The organism is Cryobacterium fucosi, from assembly GCF_004403515.1.
In the GTDB taxonomy this organism is placed as follows: domain Bacteria; phylum Actinomycetota; class Actinomycetes; order Actinomycetales; family Microbacteriaceae; genus Cryobacterium; species Cryobacterium fucosi.
The window spans coordinates 1-17,144 of sequence record NZ_SOHH01000111.1; the positions used below are offsets into that span (position 1 = coordinate 1).

Genomic DNA, 17,144 nt, shown 5'->3' on the forward strand with positions numbered 1-17,144 from the left:
CACCGACCTCGCCGACGGAATCTGCCTCTGCCACCCCCACCACCTACTACTCCACAACATGGGCTGGACCATCACCCGCCACGACGACAACTACTGGCTGAAACCACCCGCCTCGAACGACCCCGAACAGACCCCCATCCCACTGCACAGCAAAACCCACCGGCCGAAACGAGCAGACGAGCACGTCGGCGACGAGCAGACCGAGTAGTCCCGGTCTCGACGAGCTCGACCACCGGACAGGGTCTCGACGAGCTCGACCACCGGGGGCGGCTNACAGGGTCTCGACGAGCTCGACCACCGGGGGCGGCTCGACCACCGACCGGGGCGGCTCGACCACCGCGGGCGGCAGGGTCACGACGAGCTCGACCACCGGGCAGGGTCTGACAAGCTCGACCACCGGGGCTGGCTCGACTCGGGGGCGGGCCGGCTCGGCCTGGGAACACTAGCCGCGGGCGAGGCGCCAGTGCATGCTGGTGCCATGAACGAGGGACCGGACCGCTCGGCCGTCGGCCAGGTCGTCACGGTCGGTGGCCGCCGGATCACGCTCACCAGCCTCGACAAGGTGCTCTACCCGGAGACCGGCACCACCAAGGCGGACGTGCTCTCCTACTATGCGGCCGTCGCCGACGTGCTGATCTCCCACGCCGCCAACCGGCCGGCAACGCGGAAACGGTGGGTGCGCGGCGTCGGAACCGCCGCGGAGCCCGGCCAAATGTTCTTCCAGAAGAACCTCGACACGTCGACCCCGGACTGGGTGGCCCGCCGGTCGATCGAGCACTCCGACCACGTCAACATGTATCCGCTGGTCAACGACCTGGCCACGCTGACCTGGCTCGGCCAGGTCGCGGCGCTCGAGATCCATGTCCCGCAGTGGCAGTTCGGCCGGGACGGGCATCCCCGCAACCCGGACCGGCTCGTGCTCGACCTCGACCCCGGCGAGGGAGTCACCCTCGCCGAGTGCGCCCACGTCGCGAGGCTGGCCAGGGCCATCCTCCGCGACATGGACCTGGACCCGTTCCCGGTGACCAGCGGAAGCAAGGGCATCCACCTGTACGCCGCATTGGATCTCAGCCACACTTCCGACCAGGTGTCCGCGGTCGCGCACGAGCTGGCGCGGGCGCTGGAGGCCGATCATCCGGACCTCGTGGTCAGCGACATGAAGAAGGCCAAACGCCCCGGCCGGGTGTTCGTGGACTGGAGCCAGAACAACGCAGCCAAGACCACGATCGCGCCGTACTCGTTGCGGGGCACCCCGCGCCCGATGGTCGCGATGCCCCGCACCTGGCGCGAGCTGGCCTCCCCCGGACTGGCCCAGGTCGACTACCGCCAGGCGATGCACCGGGTGGAGCGCAACGGCGACGCGCTATCCGGCCTGCTCACCGCCCACCCCGGTCTCCTGGCCGGTTTCGGCGGCGCGGCGGGCCCGGGCTCAGGGGCCAACGATCGCCTGGCCGAATACCGCAGCAAACGGAACAGCGCCCGCACGCCCGAACCGGTGCCGGACGAGGTCACCGGATCGCCGGAGGGCCGCTCCTTCGTGATCCAGGAGCACCACGCCCGCAACCTGCACTTCGACCTGCGGCTCGAGCACGACGGGCTGCTGGCCTCCTGGGCGCTGCCGCGGGGGGTGCCGACCGAGCCGACGAAGAACCACCTCGCCGTGCGCACCGAGGACCACCCGCTCGAGTACGGCACCTTCGAGGGTGACATCCCGGCCGGGGAATACGGGGCGGGCACGGTCAGGATCTGGGACACCGGTCGTTACGACCTCGAGAAGTGGCGCGACGACGAGGTCATCGCCACCCTGCACGGCGAACCGGGCGGCGGCCTCGGCGTGTCCCGACGGTTCGCCCTGATCCACACGAATGGCCCGGACCGGGCCGAGAATAACTGGCTGATCCACCTGATGAAGACGACCACGCCGGCCGGCCGGACAGGGGCGCGCCAGGCCGCGCCCCTGTCCGCGGCCCCGCGCACCCGCCACTCCCCCATGCTCGCTACGCTCGGCTCCCTGGCAGACCTGGTCGGGGAGGCAGGCGCAGACTGGGCCTGCGAGATGAAGTGGGACGGGATCCGCGCGCTCGCCTCCCTGGCGACGGCCGGGGCCGTGTCGACGGTTCGACTGGTCACCCGGAACGGCAATGACGTCACGGATGCCTACCCCGACCTGGCGCGTGCCTTGCCGGCCGCCGTCACGGCCGATTCGGTCGTGCTCGACGGCGAGATCGTCGCCCTCGACGCCGCCGGGCGGCCGAGTTTCGGCCTGTTGCAGAACCGGACCGGCACCACACCGGTGAGCTACCTCGTCTTCGACTTGCTCGAGGCGGACGGGCAGGACCTCACCGGGCTGTCGTATGCGGCGCGGCGCGACATCCTCGGCCAGGTGGTGAACGGCGACGGCCCGGTCCAGGTGCCGCCGGCGTTCGACGGCGGCGCGGCGACGGCCATCCGGGCGAGCCGGGAGCTCGGCCTCGAGGGCATCGTCGCCAAGCGACTCGACGGCCGATACGAACCGGGCCGCAGATCCCGGTCATGGATCAAGATCAAGCACCATTCCACCCAGGAGGTCGTGGTCGGCGGGTGGCGCCCGGGCACGGGCCACCGTTCAGGCTCGGTCGGATCGCTGCTGGTCGGCATTCCGGACGGAGGCACGCTCGCCTACAGTGGCCGGGTCGGGACGGGGTTCCGGGATCGCGACCTGGACGAGATCCTGGACCGGCTCCGACCGATCGGCGCGACGGCAAGCCCGTTCGCCGAGGTTCCCGCGACCGACGCCGGTGACGCGCACTGGGTGCAGCCGATCCTCGTCGGCGAGGTGGAATTCGCGGAGTGGACGGAGACCGGGCGGCTTCGGCACCCCGTCTGGCGGGGCTGGCGCCCGGACAAGTCGCCAGCCGACGTGGCCAGGGAGGCGCCCGGGTAGCCACGGTAGCCGTTGTCGGGCGCTAGCCGAGTCGCAGGAGCAGTCCCGGCCAGGCCGCGGCAAATCCCGGATGCAGCGGGAGCGCGCCGACCTCGTCGGTCGGCACCCAGCGGAGTTCGATGCTCTCCCGGTCGCTGATCACCGGTTCGAAGGGCCGGGTCGCGCGCACGACAACGGTGGTGTACGACCAGAACCCGAGGTCGAGCACCGAGCTGAATTGCACGCTGATCAGGTCGGCCGGCACCCCGGCCTCCTCGCCCGCCTCGCGCAGGGCGGCTTCCAGTGCGGTCTCGTGCTCGTGCCGCGCTCCCCCGGGCAACCCCCAGGTGTCGCCCTGGTGGCTCCAGACCGCGCGGTGCTGCAGCAGCACACCCAGCTCAAGGTGGTGCACGAGAAGGCCGGCCGCGCCGAAACGCCCCCAGAACTTCCGGCCGTCGGGGCCGTAGACCCAGGTGTCGCCGTTACCGCTCATCTCCCCAGCATGCGTCATCGAGCCGTTAATCGGCACAGTGCCGTCTTTCGTCACAGACCCGTCCCGATTGCTGAGGCCCGGTCACTCGCCGCCCGGCAGGCCGCGGTAGCGCAGGTGGACCACTCCGTTGACGAAGCGGCGTTCGGCAACCAGTTCCAGCCGCAGCCGCACGCCCGCCGGGAGGAACCGGGTGCCGCCGCCCAGCACAACGGGTAACACGAACAGGTGGTACTCGTCGACCAGGCCTGCCTCGATCGCGTGTTTCGCGAGCCCGGGGCCTCCCGCGGACAGGTCTCGGTGTCCCAGGCCGCCATCACCTCGTACATCCGACGCCCGAACAGGTGGGTGCCGATGCCACGCTCGAGCTCGTTGACGAAGGCATGCACCTCCGCGCCGGGCACGCTCCAGTCGAAGTTGCCGTGTTCGTCGGCCACATACCCGTCGAGCGAGGTGCTGCCGGTGTAAATCAATCCGGCCATCGTGATCCCCGCAGCAGTGTGGTCACGTGACTCGCCTCCTGTTCCCGGCCGGCCTCCTCCAGCGAGTCACGGGGCGAGGACCCGGCGGGCAATGAATCAGGGGACGACGTGTCCTGCCAGTCGATCGCGGGGTGCGCGCAGACGAAGAGAAGTTCGAGCCGGGCCGGCGCCCCGGCCGTAGGGGTTGGCTGTGCCATTCGCCGTCACGGAAGATGATCGCCGACGGGCGGATTTCGACGGAGCCGTAGAGCGCGCCCGGACACTGTCTGGCCCAGTCGATGGCGACATCGAGGTCGGGCACCTCGAGGACCAAGGCTGCGCTGATCTCGGCATCGCCGGCTTCCTGGCTGATGACAAGGAGTGAGCACTGCATCGGACATCCTTCCGCTCGAACGATACTGACACCACTCAGGCGAGTGGTCCAGGGTTCGATCGACACGGATCGCTTGAGTCAGGCCTGGGCGGCGACGCCGTGAGTCCCATCACGCGGCGTCCTGGTGCTCGACTCGGGCACACACGTCGGCGGATCACCGGCCAGTTCCGATGACGATGGTGGCGTCGAGCGCCGTCGAGGTCACGACCCGAGGAACGAACCCGGCCCGGTCGAGGACGGCTGCGGTCAGCGTGGCCTGCGCGCGACTCGTCTCGATGAGCAACCGCCCCCGGCCGCCAGCCAGTCCGGCGCGCCGTCGGCCACCCGGCGCTGCACCTCGAGCCCGTCGGCGCCGAGGTTGCACCGGGCGCAGCGGACGACGGCCGGATCGATGTCGGCCGCGTACAGCACGGCCTCCGGGCAGGCGGCGGCCACGGCCATCCCCACCGCGCCCGAGCCGCAACACAGGTCCACGACGACGGATCCGGGTCGGCAGCGCAGGACGCCCTCTCGCACCAGAAGGCCGGAGCGGCGGCGCGGCACGAACACGCCGGGGTCGACCGCGATGTGGAGGCCGCAGAACTCGGCCCAGCCCAGGATGTACTCCAGGGGTTCACCGGCGGCCCGGCGCTCGACCATCGCGCCCGCCCGTCGTGCGGGTCGCGGCCTGGATCAGGCTGGCCTCGCCTTTGGCGAACACAACCGGCCGCCCGCAGCCGGGCGACGATGAAGGGGTAAGAGGAGCCTGGCGACGCCACGGGACCAGACTGCCAGATCAGGGTGCCGGTACTCGCGTCACCACGGGTACGGTCGGGGAATGTCGTCCGCGTCGACGTAATGGATGCCGGCCTCCGGGTCGAGCGGCAGGCCGGATTCGGAGCCCCGGCAGGATGCTTCCCAAACTTCCTGCCCGGACAGGGCGTGGATCTCCCCGTTCGTGACGACCCAGCCGCGCACGGCCTGATACGGGACGCCTCCCTCCGGCGAGAGGTACCGGGTGCCCATTTCGACGGTGTGGAGCATCAGGCTGAACGTGTCGGCGGCGCTGATCCGGCAGGTGACGTACTCCAACAGTTCCGAGTACCCAATGCTCGGGGTGGTGCGTCCCGTCGGGTCGGTGTGGAAGCTGGTGTGGCCGATCGCGTCCGCGGAGACCGTGAGCTCGTGGCTGCCGTTGCCATGTCGCTTGCCGACGAGGGCAGCGACCAGGTGCTCCTGGTTTTCGTGGCGCACCGTCGTCTGGGAGCAGCCTGTGCAGTCCAGGACGTAGAGGGGCACGGCGGCACGGCGCTCATAGGCGGGATTCGGGGCGAGGGTCGCGTTCGAATGGCAATAAGGGCAGGTGAGGCGCATGGCTGGATCCCCCTTGCTGGCGCAGCTCCTCCATCCCGTTCATGCAGGATCGTCTGCCGGACGACCGAGATCGTCTGGCCTCAAGTTAGCAGTGACCCCGCAAGACCACAGTCGGCATGAATGGGGACACCACTCACCGGGAGCCGGCCGGCAGCGGAACAACGACTGCTCTATTCTCGAGACATGAACAGGTCGATTCGCGGCTCCGGTCTGCTGGTGGCGCTCGTCGTGGTCGGGGCGCTCGGGGTGCTGGCGTTCCAGCCGGGCGGTCCGCTGGGCTCACCGGTGGACGCCATCAGCACTGGCGCGACGGGCCGGATCCCGACGCGACCGGCCGATGCTGTGGCGATGACCGTCGAGCACGTGCACGACGGGGACACGCTCTTCCTCCGCACGGACCAGCCCAACGCCCTGGTGCCGTCGACGGATGCCGTCAAGGTGCGCCTGATCGGGATCGACACCCCGGAGATCGGCGACGCCGCCGAGTGCTTCGGCGACGAGGCCACCCTGGCGTTGCGCGCCCTGGTTCCCGACGGAAGCACGGTGTGGGTCTCCGCTGACCGGGAGCCGACCGACAGGTTCGATCGCAGCCTGTTCTACCTCTGGACCGACGACGGGCGGTTCGTCAACTACGAGCTCGTCTCGGGCGGAGCCGCCGAGTCCCTGGTCATCCCCCCGAACGACGCCTACTATCCGCTGCTGCGGTCCGTCGAGGACGCCGCGACGGCGGCAGGAACCGGCATGTGGGGCGTCTGCTGAGCCATCAGGCGAACGCATTGACGCCGGCGGGACGCGACCCTGGCCTCCGGGGCCGCCTGGTGGCCGCGCCGCTGATCAGGATGTCGACGGGGGCTCGTCCTCCGTCATCGCCGCCCCCATGTTCCGCAGGAAACGGATGACGGCCCGCCGATCGGCGACGCTCAGTTCGTCGGCGACGTCGATCATCCGCTGGTGCACCCCGCCCAGCGCCCGCTTCACCTCCCGGTGGGCTCGCGGTGTCGCGTGCACGACCTGGGCTCTTCGATCGACGGCGTGGGGTTCACGGCTGATGTGGCCGGTGCTTGCCAGTCTGGACAAGAGTTTTGCTGTGGCGGCCGAGGTGATCCCGAGACGGGCGCTCAGCTCGGTCGGGCCGATCGATTCCCCCGCACGCTCGGCCCTGATCAGGTGGCGGATGGCGAGCAGGTCCGTCTCGTTGACCTCGAGCGCGGCCTGGGTGCGACGGCGCATGGCCACATCGACCCTCCGGAAGTCGCGAACCGCCTTCAGCACGGCGGTGGCGCTGTCAGGGCCCTCACCGTCCATGCCGTTCCAATAGGAGCCCGGTGGTGGCGAGGCTGCGGCTGGTGATGACATTCCACCATGCTAGCCTCACAACTAGCTAACCTAGTTAGATACTTTTCCTAGTATCGTTGATCCAAGGACAGAAAGGGCGGTCATGGCGCAGATCGAACTGCTCGCGGAATACGTGGTGCTCGTCGATGAGTCCGGCTCGCCCATCGGGACCGCCCCGAAGAGCACCATGCACGACGCCGACACCCCGCTCCACCTCGCCTTCTCCTGCTACGTGTTGAATCCGCGGGGACAGGTCCTCATCACCCGCCGGTCACTGGCCAAGAAGACCTGGCCCGGGGTGTGGACCAACTCGTTCTGCGGTCACCCGCTCCCCGGCGAATCCATTCCGGACGCCATCGACCGCCGCGCACAGTTCGAGCTCGGCCTCGAACTCGACGACGTCACGGTGACCCTCCCCGAGTTCCGCTACCGCGCCGTCGACAGCAGCGGAATCGTCGAAAACGAGATCTGCCCGGTATACCTCGCGAGCTCGAGCAGGGAACCCGTTCCGAACGCCGACGAGGTCGTGGAGTTCGCCTGGGTCGACCCCGCCACACTCCGCCGCTCCGTCCTGGACCTGCCGTGGGCCTTCAGCCCCTGGCTGGGACTTCAACTCAAGGAGTGGACCGACTTTGGTGCCTGAAATCGCGACGCTCGGGGTCGGCACGGAACTGGAACGCTTCTTCGCCGCGGCCCGGCTACGCGCGAGCGACTACGGCGAGCACTACGTCGCCCTCTGGGATTGCCTCGAGCAGGCAAGCACCGGCGGGAAGCGCGTACGCCCCGCGCTGGTCCTTGCCGCGTTCACCGGGCTCGGCGGCACCGACCTCAGCCTCGCCACACCGGTGGCCGTGAGCTTCGAGCTGCTGCACACCGCCTTCGTCATCCACGACGACGTGATCGACCGCGACCTGGCCCGCCGCGGCGTGGCCAACGTCGCCGGCCGGTTCACCGAGCGAGCGATCGCCCACGGGGCCGCCGGCGCCCAGGCGGACACGTGGGCGGCCACCGCCGCCATCCTCGCCGGCGACCTCGCTCTCAGCGAGGCCCATCGCGCCCTGGCCATGCTCCCGGTGGACCGGGAACTCCGTGGCCGGCTGCTCGAACTGCTCGATCGCGCCGTGTTCGTCAGCGCCGCCGGCGAGCTGGCCGATGTGACCAACACCGCGTCGAAGGAACCGCTCTCGGTCGAACAGGTGGTTTTCACCCTCGAGCAGAAGACGGCCGTGTACTCGTTCGAGGCCCCACTGCAGGCCGGGGCGGTGCTGGCCGGCGCCTCGATGGAGGCCATCAACGTCCTCGGGCATTTCGGCCGGTTGATCGGGGTGGCGTTCCAGCTGACCGACGACATCCTCGGCGTGTTCGGCGACCCGGCGAAGACAGGCAAGAGCGTGGTCTCCGACCTGCGCGAGGGAAAGCAGACCGCACTGATCGCGTACGCCGGCACGACGACGGCCTGGCCCGGCATTGCTCCGTTCATCGGCAAGGCCGACCTCTCCGAGGAGGAGGGAGCCGAGGTGAAGGAGCGACTGCGGGACTGTGGCGCCCTCGACGCCGCGGACGATCTGGCCCGGAGCCATGCCGGGCGAGCCGTCGCGGCCCTCGACACGCCGGTCATCCCTGAGCAGTTGCGCAGCCACCTCACGACGCTGGCCGGCACCGCCGTGAATCGCACGCGATGACCCGCCGTACCCCCGCGGCGAAGACCGAGATCGGCACCTACAACCGGGCGGCGCGTGCCAGCTCCGCGACGGTGATCGGCCACTACTCAACGTCCTTCGGCCTGGCCGCCCGATTGTTGGAACCCCGCGTGCGCAGCCAGGTCAGGACCATCTACGCCCTGGTACGGATCGCCGACGAGATCGTCGACGGCGCGGCCGGCCAGGCCGGGCTGAGCCTCGGCGAACAGCGGATGCTGCTCGACGGCCTGGAACGGGAGGCGACCGAGGCCATCGTCCACGGCTTCAGCACGAACCTGGTCGTGCACGCGTTCGCCGCCACCGCCCGGGAGGCGGGGATCGACGTCGGACTGATCGCGCCGTTCTTCGCCTCGATGCGCCGGGACCTCGACCCGGCCCCGTTCGATGCGGCAGGCGTGGCCGAGTACATCTACGGTTCGGCCGAGGTGATCGGGCTGATGTGCCTGCGCTGCTTCATCCAGGACACCCCGCGCACGAAGGCCGACCTCGCCGTGCTGGAGACCGGCGCCCGCAGCCTCGGCGCCGCGTTCCAGAAGGTGAACTTCCTCAGGGACCTGGCCGCCGACCGCGACGCGCTCGGGCGCAACTACTTTCCCGGCGTGAGCATGCTCACGATGACGGACGAGGAGAAGGATGTCCTCCTCGACGACATGGACGCCGACCTCGCCGCGGCCGAACGGGTGCTCCCGATGCTTCCACGGGGAAGCCGGCGCGCGGTCACCGCGGCCCACGGGCTCTTCGCCCGCCTGTCCACGAAGCTGCGGGCAACCCCCGCACGAGAACTGATGAGCGCCCGAGTGCGGGTGCCGGATCCGGAGAAGATCATGATTGCCCTCGGCGCATCGTTCGGCCCCCAGGCGTGGAAACGATGATGACGGGCACCCCGCACACCGTCGTCATCGGCGGTGGCATCGCGGGGCTCGCCAGCGCCGCCTTGCTCGCCCGGAACGGCCACGACGTCACCCTGCTCGAGGCGCAGGACGAGCTCGGCGGCCGCGCCGGCTCGTGGAACGTCGACGGCTTCCGGTTCGAGACCGGGCCATCCTGGTACCTGATGCCCGAGGTGTTCGACCACTTCTTCCGCCTCTTCGGCACGAGCACGGCCGAGCAGTTCGCCCTCACCCGGCTCGACCCCGGCTACCGGGTCTACTTCGAGGACCACCCGCAGCCGGTGGACATCGCCGCCGACCGGGCCGACAACATCCGTCTCTTCGAACGGCTGGAGCCCGGCGCGGGCGCGGCGCTGGACCGATACCTCGTCTCGGCGAAGGAAACCTACGAGATGGCCGTGAAACGCTTCCTCTACACGAGCTTCGCGTCGTTCCGGCCCCTGCTGGTGCCGGATGTGCTGGCGCGGCTCGGCCGGCTGGCCCGGCTGCTCCTGCAGCCGCTCGACAGGTTCGCGGCGGGCTACGTGAAGGACCCGAGGCTGAGACAGATCCTCGGCTACCCGGCCGTGTTCCTCGGTTCTTCCCCCGACCAGACCCCGTCGATGTACCACCTGATGAGCCACCTCGACCTGGCCGACGGGGTGCTCTACCCGCAGGGCGGCTTCACCAGACTGATCGACAGCATCGCCGACCTCGCCGTGGCGGAGGGTGTGCAGGTGATCACCGGGGCGCGGGTGACCCGGATCCGAACCACGGTGGGTGGGAAGAGCGCCGTGGCCGGGGTCAGCTACCAGACCCGCGACGGCACCATCATCGAGCTGGACGCCGACCAGGTGGTTTCCGCCGCCGATCTGCACCACACCGAGACCGAGCTCCTGCCGGCGGGCAAACAGACCTACCCCGAGCGCTGGTGGCAGAAGCGGGTGTCCGGGCCCGGCGCCGTGCTGGTGATGCTCGGCATCCGGGGCGAACTGCCCCAGCTCGAACACCACACCCTGTTCTTCACCAGGGACTGGGCCGAGAACTTCGGCCGGATCTTCGGCAAGAAGCCGAGCGTCGCGTCACCGGCCTCCTTCTACGCCTGCCTGCCGAGTGTGACCGACCCCGGCGTGGCCCCGGACGGATACTCGAACATGTTCCTCCTGGTGCCGATCCCCGCCGACCCCGGCCTTGGACGCGGCGGCATCGACGGCGCCGGGTCGTCGGCGATCGAGAAGATCGCCGACGACACGATTGCGCAGCTCTCGGACTGGGCCGGGATCCCCGACCTCGCCGAGCGGATCGTGGTGCGGCGCACGGTGGGCCCGGCCGACTTCGCAGAGGACCTCAACTCCTGGCGTGGCGGGGCGCTCGGGCCCGCGCACACCCTGCGCCAGAGCGCGTTCCTGCGCGGGTCGAACGCCTCCTCGAAGATCGACGGCCTGTTCTACGCCGGCGGTACGACGATCCCCGGGATCGGCCTGCCGATGTGCTTGATCAGCGCGGAGATCCTGCTCAAGCGGGTTCGGGCGGACACGAGCACCGGGCCGCTGCCGGAACCGCTGCCCCGCCCGCGCGCGCAAGCGCAGCCGAAAACGCGGTCGCAAACGCTGTGACGTTCGCCTACCTGATCACCCTGCTGCTTTCGATCGGCGCGATGGTGCTGCTCGACCGGCGCTTCCGCCTGTTCTTCTGGCGCGGGCCGGCGCGCGCCGCGATCGTGCTCGGCGTCGGGCTGGCGATGTTCCTGGCCTGGGACCTGGCCGGGATCGGCCTCGGCATCTTCTACCGAGGGGAGACGACGCTGATGACCGGCCTGCAGCTGGCCCCTGAACTCCCGGTGGAGGAGTTCTTCTTCCTCGCCTTCCTCTGCTACCTCACGATGAACGCCGTGCAGGGCGCCCGGCTGCTCCTGGGCGCGCGCGCCGCCACGGCAGGGCCGGACCTGTGACCTACCTGCTGCTGAACGCCGTTTTCCTGTCCGTCGCCGCCGTGGTCGCCGCCGTCGCCTTCCGGATCCGCCCGGCTTACCGCCGGATCCTGCCGTCGTTGGGAATCACACTCCTCGGCGTGCTGGCGCTCACAGCGGTCTTCGACAACATTATGATCGGGATCGGACTGGTCGATTACGATCCGGACCGGATCAGCGGGCTCCGCCTCGGCCTTGCCCCGATCGAGGATTTCGCCTACCCGGTCGCCGCGGCGCTCCTGCTGCCGGCGCTCTGGGCGCTCCTGGGGAGAACGGATGACTGAGATGGCCACATCGACGCTGTGGAAGACCCGGCAGGTGTTGCTGTCCTCCCGCCCGCTGAGCTGGATCAACACGGCGTTCCCGTTCGCGGCCGCCTACGTCGTGACGACCGGGCGGGTGGACGCCCTCCTCGTGGTCGGCACCCTGTTCTTCCTGATCCCGTACAACCTGCTGATGTACGGCATCAACGACGTCTTCGACTACGAATCCGACCTGCGCAACCCACGCAAGGGCGGCGTGGAGGGGGCGATGCTCGACCCCGGCCTGCACCGCACCGTGCTCGCGGCCGGAGTGCTGACGGCGCTGCCCGTGCTCGGCGCGATGCTCGTGCTGGCGGGGGCGGAGCATCCGTGGTCGTGGCTCGTGCTGGCGCTCAGCCTGTTCGCGGTGGTCGCCTATTCGGTGCCCGGCCTCCGGTTCAAGGAACGTCCGTTCGTCGATTCGATGACCTCGAGCACTCACTTCGTGAGCCCGGCCGTGTACGGCCTTGCCGTGGCCGGCACGGTCTGGACACCCGGCCTGACGGCGCTGCTCGTGGCCTTTTTCTGCTGGGGCATGGCCAGCCACGCGTTCGGGGCGGTGCAGGATGTCGTGCCGGACCGGGAGGGTGGCATCGCCTCCATCGCCACCGCCTTCGGTGCCGCGGGCACCGTGCGGCTCGCGATCGCCCTCTGGGCTATTGCCGGGCTGCTCATGCTGGGCGCCGGCTGGCCGGGAATGCTCGCCGTCGTGCTCGCGCTGCCCTACATCCTGGCGGCCTGGCCGTTCCGGTCGATCACGGACGAACGGTCGGAGACCGCGAATGCCGGGTGGAAGCGATTCCTCTGGCTCAACTTCCTGACCGGATTCCTCGTGACAATGTTGCTCATCGGCTGGGTGCTGGCGGGGAGTGCGTAGCCACATCTGGATTCGCCGCGATGATCACGGGCTGCACGCCGACGCGCCGGGTCAGGCCGGCGTTCACTCGGCGTCCTCGGCCCAACCGCCGTGCGTGCTGCGGTGCGCCGGCTTCCATCCAGTCGCGGCCGTGAATGCGCCGCTGTCGACGCGCAGCGACCGGCGGAGCGGCTCTGCGCGGGGTCCAGCGAGCTTTTGGATGAGGGCCGGGTAGAACGTCGCCGGTCCACGACCGACGGCGGCCCCGATAGCGGAGGCCCATTCGGATCTGCGCACCGGCGGCTCACACACGTTGTAGATGCCCGCCGGGCACTCCAGCGCGGCCACCACAGCGCGTCCGGCGTCGTGGGGGTGCACCGGGGACAGCCAGCCGTCCGCCCTGCCCAGAACAACAGGTTTGCCGGCCCGCGCGCGCGTGCGGATGTCCCGGCTGGTCGGGTCAGGGCCGTAGAACTGTCCGAAACGGAGCAGCACACCCGCACCGCCCCGGGTGCTGAATCGGGCTGCCTGCGCGGTGGCCGCCATGGTCGCGGCCTGGGAACGGGCGTTCGGTTCAGGGACGGTCTGCTCGGTGATCCAACTGTCGCCGCTGTCCGGATAGACGAACGTGACGGCCTCCTGCACGAAGCGTTGAACGTGGTGCCGCAGCGCGGCGTCGACGAGATTCCGGCTTCCCTCGGTCCGGATCCGGTCGTCCTCGCGCCATGACCGGGCCCGAATGGCCTCGGAGCCGACGGGGATGTGAGTGGCGAGGTTGACGACGGCGTCCTGTCCGGCGACCGCCCGGTCGAGCGCGTCCGGGTCGAAGAGGCTCACGAGGACGGGCACCGCGCCGGTGCGGCGCAGCAGCGCGGACTTTTCCTCGGTGCGGGCGAGTGCGCTGACCTGATGGCCGGCAGCGAGGAGCCCGACCATGGCTCGGCGACCGACCTGGCCGGTCCCTCCGGCGACGAAAACCTTCATGGCATGTCCTTTCTGGAGCGGAGTGCAAGCACCTCAGGCGCAACGCGCCCGGTCGAAGCGCAAGATGACTTGATTTTGGTCGATAAATCGACTACACATGACACGACACATAAGGTGTATCACACAGTTTGGAGAACCAAATGGACCGGGTCAAGACGGCACTCAGATGAGGCAGGCTGAACTCTTGCGTTACCTCGTGCTTGCAGCCCAGCGCGAAGGCTACCGCCGCCTGACCCGTGAGCTGCGGGCGATCGGGCTGACCCCGGCGCAGTCGGAGGTCTTGCGCATCCTCGGCGATCACGCACCGCTGTCGCTGAGCGGGCTGGGCGGGCTGCTCGTCAGCGAGAGTGGGACGAATCCGAGCAGACTGGTGGATCGCCTGGTCACAGCGGGCATGATCGAGCGTGCCGTCGACGACGCCGACCGGCGCCACGTCGTCCTCACTCTCACCGAAGCCGGGATCGCCGCGGAGGGCGCCGTCCGAGTGGTCGAGAACCGGCTCTACGCCGACCTGGACACCGCCACTTCGGATCTGGACCTGCGCCCTGTCATCAACACCCTGCGGCGACTCAGCTCCGGCTCCCTCGCGGGCGCCGCGCTGCAGAACCGCCTCGCGCATGCCATCGGCCACAGCGACGGCCCGGCCGAAATCCAAGGCGCCGCGCCTCAGGGACGGCGTCAATGACCAGTGCACCGTCGTCGACTACCGGATATCACACCTTCCACCCGGATGTCAGCATCAACTATCAGCTCAATCGATTCAGCGACGGCAGCCCCACGTCGGTCGCGGAACTCACCGCGGCGGCACGCCGCATCGATGGCTATCCCGACTACACGAGGGAACTCCTGTCACTGTCGGATGCCGCCGCCGCCACGGGCCGCACGCTCGCCGGAGCCCTGTATCAGCGTTCGGCCGAGTTCTACATGCTGCCAGGCGACCCGCGCAAGGACACCGCCCGGCAGCGCTTCATCGCCGGGATGCGGGCCGTGTTCGGGGTGGACGGGGCGGGCCGGGACCTCGTCCCCTACCGAGGCGGCCACCTGTACGCCCACCGAAGCACCCCACCGGACGCCCTGGGCACCGTCGTGATGTTCGGCGGATTTGACAGCTATCTGGAGGAGCTGTTCGCGGCCCAGGCCCACTTCGTCTCCGCCGGCTACGACACGGTTGTCTTCGAGGGTCCCGGGCAGGGCTCCGTGCTCGAGGAAATGCGGTTGCCGATGACTCCGGACTGGGGTCCCGTCGTCGGCGCCGTTCTCGACCACTATCAGCTCACCGACGTCACGGTGATGGGTTACTCCCTCGGCGGCGGCCTCGCGATCCGCGCCGCCGCCGTCGAGCCGCGGATCCGGCGGGTGATCTGCGACGATATCCTGACCGACTTCGCCGAGGTGACCCTCCGCCAGGTGCGGCCGGCCACCCGGCGGGCGCTCGCCCTGTTGCTCACCCTGCGGGCGCGAGGCGCCGTCAATCGGATGACGGCGTCGGCGATGCGGCACAGCCTGGTCGCCGACTGGGGTCTCCGACAGGGTATGCACACGACGGGCACAACGACGGCCTACGACTTCCTTCGTGGCACGGCGCGCTACGAAACGGCCACGGTGTCTGGCGCGCTCACCCAGGACGTGCTGCTCCTGGCCGGCTCCGACGACCACTACGTGCCGCGCTCCCAGCTTGCCGAGCAGCTGGACTCGCTCACCGCGGCGCGTTCGGTGACCGCTCGGCTGTTCACCGCTGCCGAGGGAGCCGCCAACCATGTGCACGTCGGCAACACCGAGCTCTCACTGCAGGTGATGACGAGCTGGCTGAGCGGCCTGGACCTGCGCGGCCGGAGCTGGGCACGGCGATGACCGCCCTGATCCGGCTCGAGCGGGCCACCCTGATGCTGGTCAAACTTTCGGTCGGGGCCCGGAACCTGCTCCGGCCCTGGGGATCGCGGTGGCCCCGCGGACCGGACCGGCGACGGACCTCGTCATCGGCGACGGACCTGGGCGAGCGGTGGCCGTAGAGTCGAGGAATGGAATCCCCGACCGCGGCTCAGGGTGCCGCCCGCGTCGACAGCTGGACCTGGGCGGTGCGCATGTTCAAGACCCGTTCGTCCGCGACGGCCGCGTGCCGAGCCGGGCACGTGCGGGTGAATGGCGACCGCGCCAAGTCGGCACAACCCGTGAGGGTCGGCGACGAGGTGCGGGTGCGCAGCAACGGTTTCGACCGCATCCTGATCGTCTCCCGGATCGTCAGCAAGCGGGTGGGTGCCGCGGTGGCCGTCGAGTGCTTCGTCGACAAGACTCCCCCGCCGCCGCCGCGGGAAGAGGTTGCCCTGGTGCCCATGCGCGACCGCGGCGCCGGGCGGCCGACGAAGCGGGAGCGGCGGGACATCGACAAGCTGCGCGCCACCCAGCGGGGCGAGCCGGACGACGCCTCCTGGCTGCCCGACGACGACTGAGCCCGGACGCCCTGCCCGGAGGTGCATGGCGACAGGGGCGGGTCTCGACAGGCTCGACCACCGAGAGGCTCAGGGCGACAGGGCCGGGTCTCGACAGGCTCGACCACCGACAGGCTCGACCACCGAGAGGCTCAGGGCGACAGGGCCGGGTCTCGACAGGCTCGACCACCGAGAGGCCCGACCACCGAGAGGCTCAGGGCAACAGGGGCGGAGGCTCCCGGATGCCGAACTCCTCGCGCAGAACGAGGGTGGCCGCGTGCCATCCGTTCATGCCGTGCACGGCCGGCCCCGGCGGCGTCGAGGCCGAGCAGAGGTAAAGGCCGGCCACCGGGGTCTTCCACGGCCGGGTGGACAGGACGGGCCGCTTGACGAGCTGCCGCAGGGTGACCTGCCCGCCGAGGATGTCCCCGCCGACGAGGTTCGGGTCGATCTGACTCATCCCCCTCGCGGTGGAGGATGCGGTGGCCAGGATGCTGTCCCGGAACCCGGGCGCGAACCCCTCGATCCGACGCACGATGGCCTCCGACTGGTCGGCGTCCGACCCCGGCGGAACGTGGGTGTAGGCCCAGAGCACCTGCCGTCCGCTCGGCGCCCTGGTCGAGTCGAGCACGCTCGGCTGGCTGACCAGCACGAACGGATGCTCCGGCACCCGCCCGAGCGCCACCTCCCGTTCCGCTGTGATCACCTCGGCCCGGCTGCCGCCGAGGTGCACCGTCGGCGCGAGGGCCAGTTCCGGATTCGTCCAGGGCACGGGGCCGGACAGGGCGACGTCGAGCTTCGCGACCCCGCTGCCGTATCGGTACCGCGCCAGGGCCCGCCGTACCGGGCCGGAAGGGCATCCCCGGCGAACCGGTCGAGGAATGCGGGCGAGGTGTCGAGCAGGGTCACCCGGGCCGGTTCGAGATCGCCGGGGACCCGCACCTCCCGGCCGAGGGTGAACCGGCCGCCGTGCGCGATGATGTCCGCGACCATGGCGTCGGCAACGGCCTGCGACCCGCCGACCGGGTAGCCCCAGCCGGCCCCGTGGGCGTAGGCGGCGAGCAGCAGGCCGGCCCCGGCGGTGGCCGGCGACGGCTGGCGCC

At 70.0% G+C, this 17,144-nt stretch carries 20 protein-coding genes and 2 pseudogenes; 14 read left to right on the forward strand and 8 right to left on the reverse strand.

Annotated elements, in window-relative coordinates; genetic code table 11:
* Positions 1-208, forward strand: a pseudogene (locus tag E3T48_RS16885) (hypothetical protein); the annotation flags it as partial.
* Positions 209-478: 270 nt separating this feature from the next.
* The gene (locus E3T48_RS15365; protein WP_134524905.1) at positions 479-2,923 is read left to right on the forward strand and encodes an ATP-dependent DNA ligase; all 2,445 of its coding nucleotides are present in this window, start codon (positions 479-481) and stop codon (positions 2,921-2,923) included.
* Between the two features lie 22 nt (positions 2,924-2,945).
* On the opposite strand, the gene E3T48_RS15370 is transcribed toward E3T48_RS15365, so the two are convergent.
* Positions 2,946-3,395 (reverse strand): NUDIX hydrolase, encoded by a 450-nt coding sequence (locus E3T48_RS15370; RefSeq protein WP_134524906.1) that lies wholly within the window; start codon positions 3,393-3,395, stop codon positions 2,946-2,948.
* 81 nt (positions 3,396-3,476) lie between these two features.
* On the reverse strand, positions 3,477-3,866 hold the full coding sequence (locus E3T48_RS15375; protein WP_420898389.1) for a dihydrofolate reductase family protein: 390 nt from the start codon (positions 3,864-3,866) through the stop codon (positions 3,477-3,479).
* 198 nt (positions 3,867-4,064) lie between these two features.
* On the opposite strand from E3T48_RS15375, the gene E3T48_RS16890 reads away from it, so the two are divergent.
* A complete protein-coding gene (locus E3T48_RS16890) occupies positions 4,065-4,238 on the forward strand; it encodes a hypothetical protein (RefSeq protein WP_166789767.1) in 174 nt (57 codons plus the stop codon).
* 255 nt (positions 4,239-4,493) lie between these two features.
* Here the strand turns inward: E3T48_RS16890 and E3T48_RS15385 are convergent, their stop codons facing one another.
* Positions 4,494-4,886 carry a methyltransferase gene (locus E3T48_RS15385; protein ID WP_338145249.1) on the reverse strand — a complete coding sequence of 131 codons (393 nt, stop codon included), beginning with the start codon at positions 4,884-4,886 and terminating at the stop codon, positions 4,494-4,496.
* Between the two features lie 156 nt (positions 4,887-5,042).
* Complete coding sequence (locus E3T48_RS15390) at positions 5,043-5,600, reverse strand: hypothetical protein (RefSeq protein ID WP_134524907.1); 558 nt, start codon at positions 5,598-5,600, stop codon at positions 5,043-5,045.
* A 183-nt stretch (positions 5,601-5,783) separates the two neighbouring features.
* Between E3T48_RS15390 and E3T48_RS15395 the strand changes: the two genes are divergently transcribed.
* Positions 5,784-6,359 (forward strand): thermonuclease family protein, encoded by a 576-nt coding sequence (locus E3T48_RS15395; protein ID WP_166789768.1) that lies wholly within the window; start codon positions 5,784-5,786, stop codon positions 6,357-6,359.
* A 75-nt stretch (positions 6,360-6,434) separates the two neighbouring features.
* Here the strand turns inward: E3T48_RS15395 and E3T48_RS15400 are convergent, their stop codons facing one another.
* Complete coding sequence (locus E3T48_RS15400) at positions 6,435-6,956, reverse strand: MarR family winged helix-turn-helix transcriptional regulator (RefSeq protein WP_134524909.1); 522 nt, start codon at positions 6,954-6,956, stop codon at positions 6,435-6,437.
* A gap of 82 nt (positions 6,957-7,038) precedes the next feature.
* On the opposite strand from E3T48_RS15400, the gene idi reads away from it, so the two are divergent.
* The 7 genes from idi to E3T48_RS15430 are packed head-to-tail and all read left to right on the forward strand — an operon-like array spanning position 7,039 to position 12,652.
* Positions 7,039-7,578 carry an isopentenyl-diphosphate Delta-isomerase gene (idi, locus tag E3T48_RS15405; RefSeq protein ID WP_134524910.1) on the forward strand — a complete coding sequence of 180 codons (540 nt, stop codon included), beginning with the start codon at positions 7,039-7,041 and terminating at the stop codon, positions 7,576-7,578.
* Positions 7,571-8,617: a polyprenyl synthetase family protein gene (locus tag E3T48_RS15410; RefSeq protein ID WP_241986861.1), complete on the forward strand. Its 1,047-nt coding sequence runs from the start codon at positions 7,571-7,573 to the stop codon at positions 8,615-8,617. Before idi ends, E3T48_RS15410 begins: the two co-directional genes overlap by 8 nt.
* Entirely contained in the window at positions 8,614-9,507 is an 894-nt protein-coding gene (locus E3T48_RS16895) for a phytoene/squalene synthase family protein (protein ID WP_166789769.1), read from the forward strand. The genes E3T48_RS15410 and E3T48_RS16895 overlap by 4 nt, the downstream gene beginning before the upstream one ends.
* Complete coding sequence (gene crtI, locus E3T48_RS16900; RefSeq protein WP_166789770.1) at positions 9,507-11,120, forward strand: phytoene desaturase family protein; 1,614 nt, start codon at positions 9,507-9,509, stop codon at positions 11,118-11,120. The genes E3T48_RS16895 and crtI overlap by 1 nt, the downstream gene beginning before the upstream one ends.
* Positions 11,117-11,455, forward strand: coding sequence for a lycopene cyclase domain-containing protein (locus E3T48_RS15420; RefSeq protein WP_134524911.1), 339 nt, complete (start codon positions 11,117-11,119; stop codon positions 11,453-11,455). The genes crtI and E3T48_RS15420 overlap by 4 nt, the downstream gene beginning before the upstream one ends.
* A complete protein-coding gene (locus E3T48_RS15425; RefSeq protein ID WP_134524912.1) occupies positions 11,452-11,757 on the forward strand; it encodes a lycopene cyclase domain-containing protein in 306 nt (101 codons plus the stop codon). The genes E3T48_RS15420 and E3T48_RS15425 overlap by 4 nt, the downstream gene beginning before the upstream one ends.
* Entirely contained in the window at positions 11,750-12,652 is a 903-nt protein-coding gene (locus tag E3T48_RS15430; RefSeq protein WP_134524913.1) for a prenyltransferase, read from the forward strand. Before E3T48_RS15425 ends, E3T48_RS15430 begins: the two co-directional genes overlap by 8 nt.
* Before the next feature lie 63 nt (positions 12,653-12,715).
* Here the strand turns inward: E3T48_RS15430 and E3T48_RS15435 are convergent, their stop codons facing one another.
* A complete protein-coding gene (locus E3T48_RS15435) occupies positions 12,716-13,615 on the reverse strand; it encodes an NAD-dependent epimerase/dehydratase family protein (protein WP_134524914.1) in 900 nt (299 codons plus the stop codon).
* Positions 13,616-13,799: 184 nt separating this feature from the next.
* Here E3T48_RS15435 and E3T48_RS15440 point away from each other — a divergent pair, with 184 nt between their 5' ends.
* The 3 genes from E3T48_RS15440 to E3T48_RS15450 all read left to right on the forward strand — a co-directional run bounded on the left by E3T48_RS15440 (position 13,800) and on the right by E3T48_RS15450 (position 16,062).
* The gene (locus tag E3T48_RS15440; RefSeq protein ID WP_198417686.1) at positions 13,800-14,300 is read left to right on the forward strand and encodes a MarR family winged helix-turn-helix transcriptional regulator; all 501 of its coding nucleotides are present in this window, start codon (positions 13,800-13,802) and stop codon (positions 14,298-14,300) included.
* A complete protein-coding gene (locus E3T48_RS15445; RefSeq protein WP_134524916.1) occupies positions 14,297-15,466 on the forward strand; it encodes an alpha/beta fold hydrolase in 1,170 nt (389 codons plus the stop codon). Before E3T48_RS15440 ends, E3T48_RS15445 begins: the two co-directional genes overlap by 4 nt.
* A gap of 167 nt (positions 15,467-15,633) precedes the next feature.
* On the forward strand, positions 15,634-16,062 hold the full coding sequence (locus tag E3T48_RS15450; protein ID WP_134524917.1) for an RNA-binding S4 domain-containing protein: 429 nt from the start codon (positions 15,634-15,636) through the stop codon (positions 16,060-16,062).
* A 193-nt stretch (positions 16,063-16,255) separates the two neighbouring features.
* Here E3T48_RS15450 and E3T48_RS15455 read toward each other — a convergent pair whose 3' ends face one another.
* Together E3T48_RS15455 and E3T48_RS16905 are read right to left on the reverse strand one after the other, a co-directional pair.
* Positions 16,256-16,813, reverse strand: a complete 558-nt coding sequence (locus tag E3T48_RS15455) for a phytoene desaturase family protein (RefSeq protein WP_166789771.1) — start codon at positions 16,811-16,813, stop codon at positions 16,256-16,258.
* Positions 16,744-17,144, reverse strand: a pseudogene (locus tag E3T48_RS16905) (hypothetical protein); the annotation flags it as partial. The gene E3T48_RS15455 and the pseudogene E3T48_RS16905, both read right to left, overlap by 70 nt.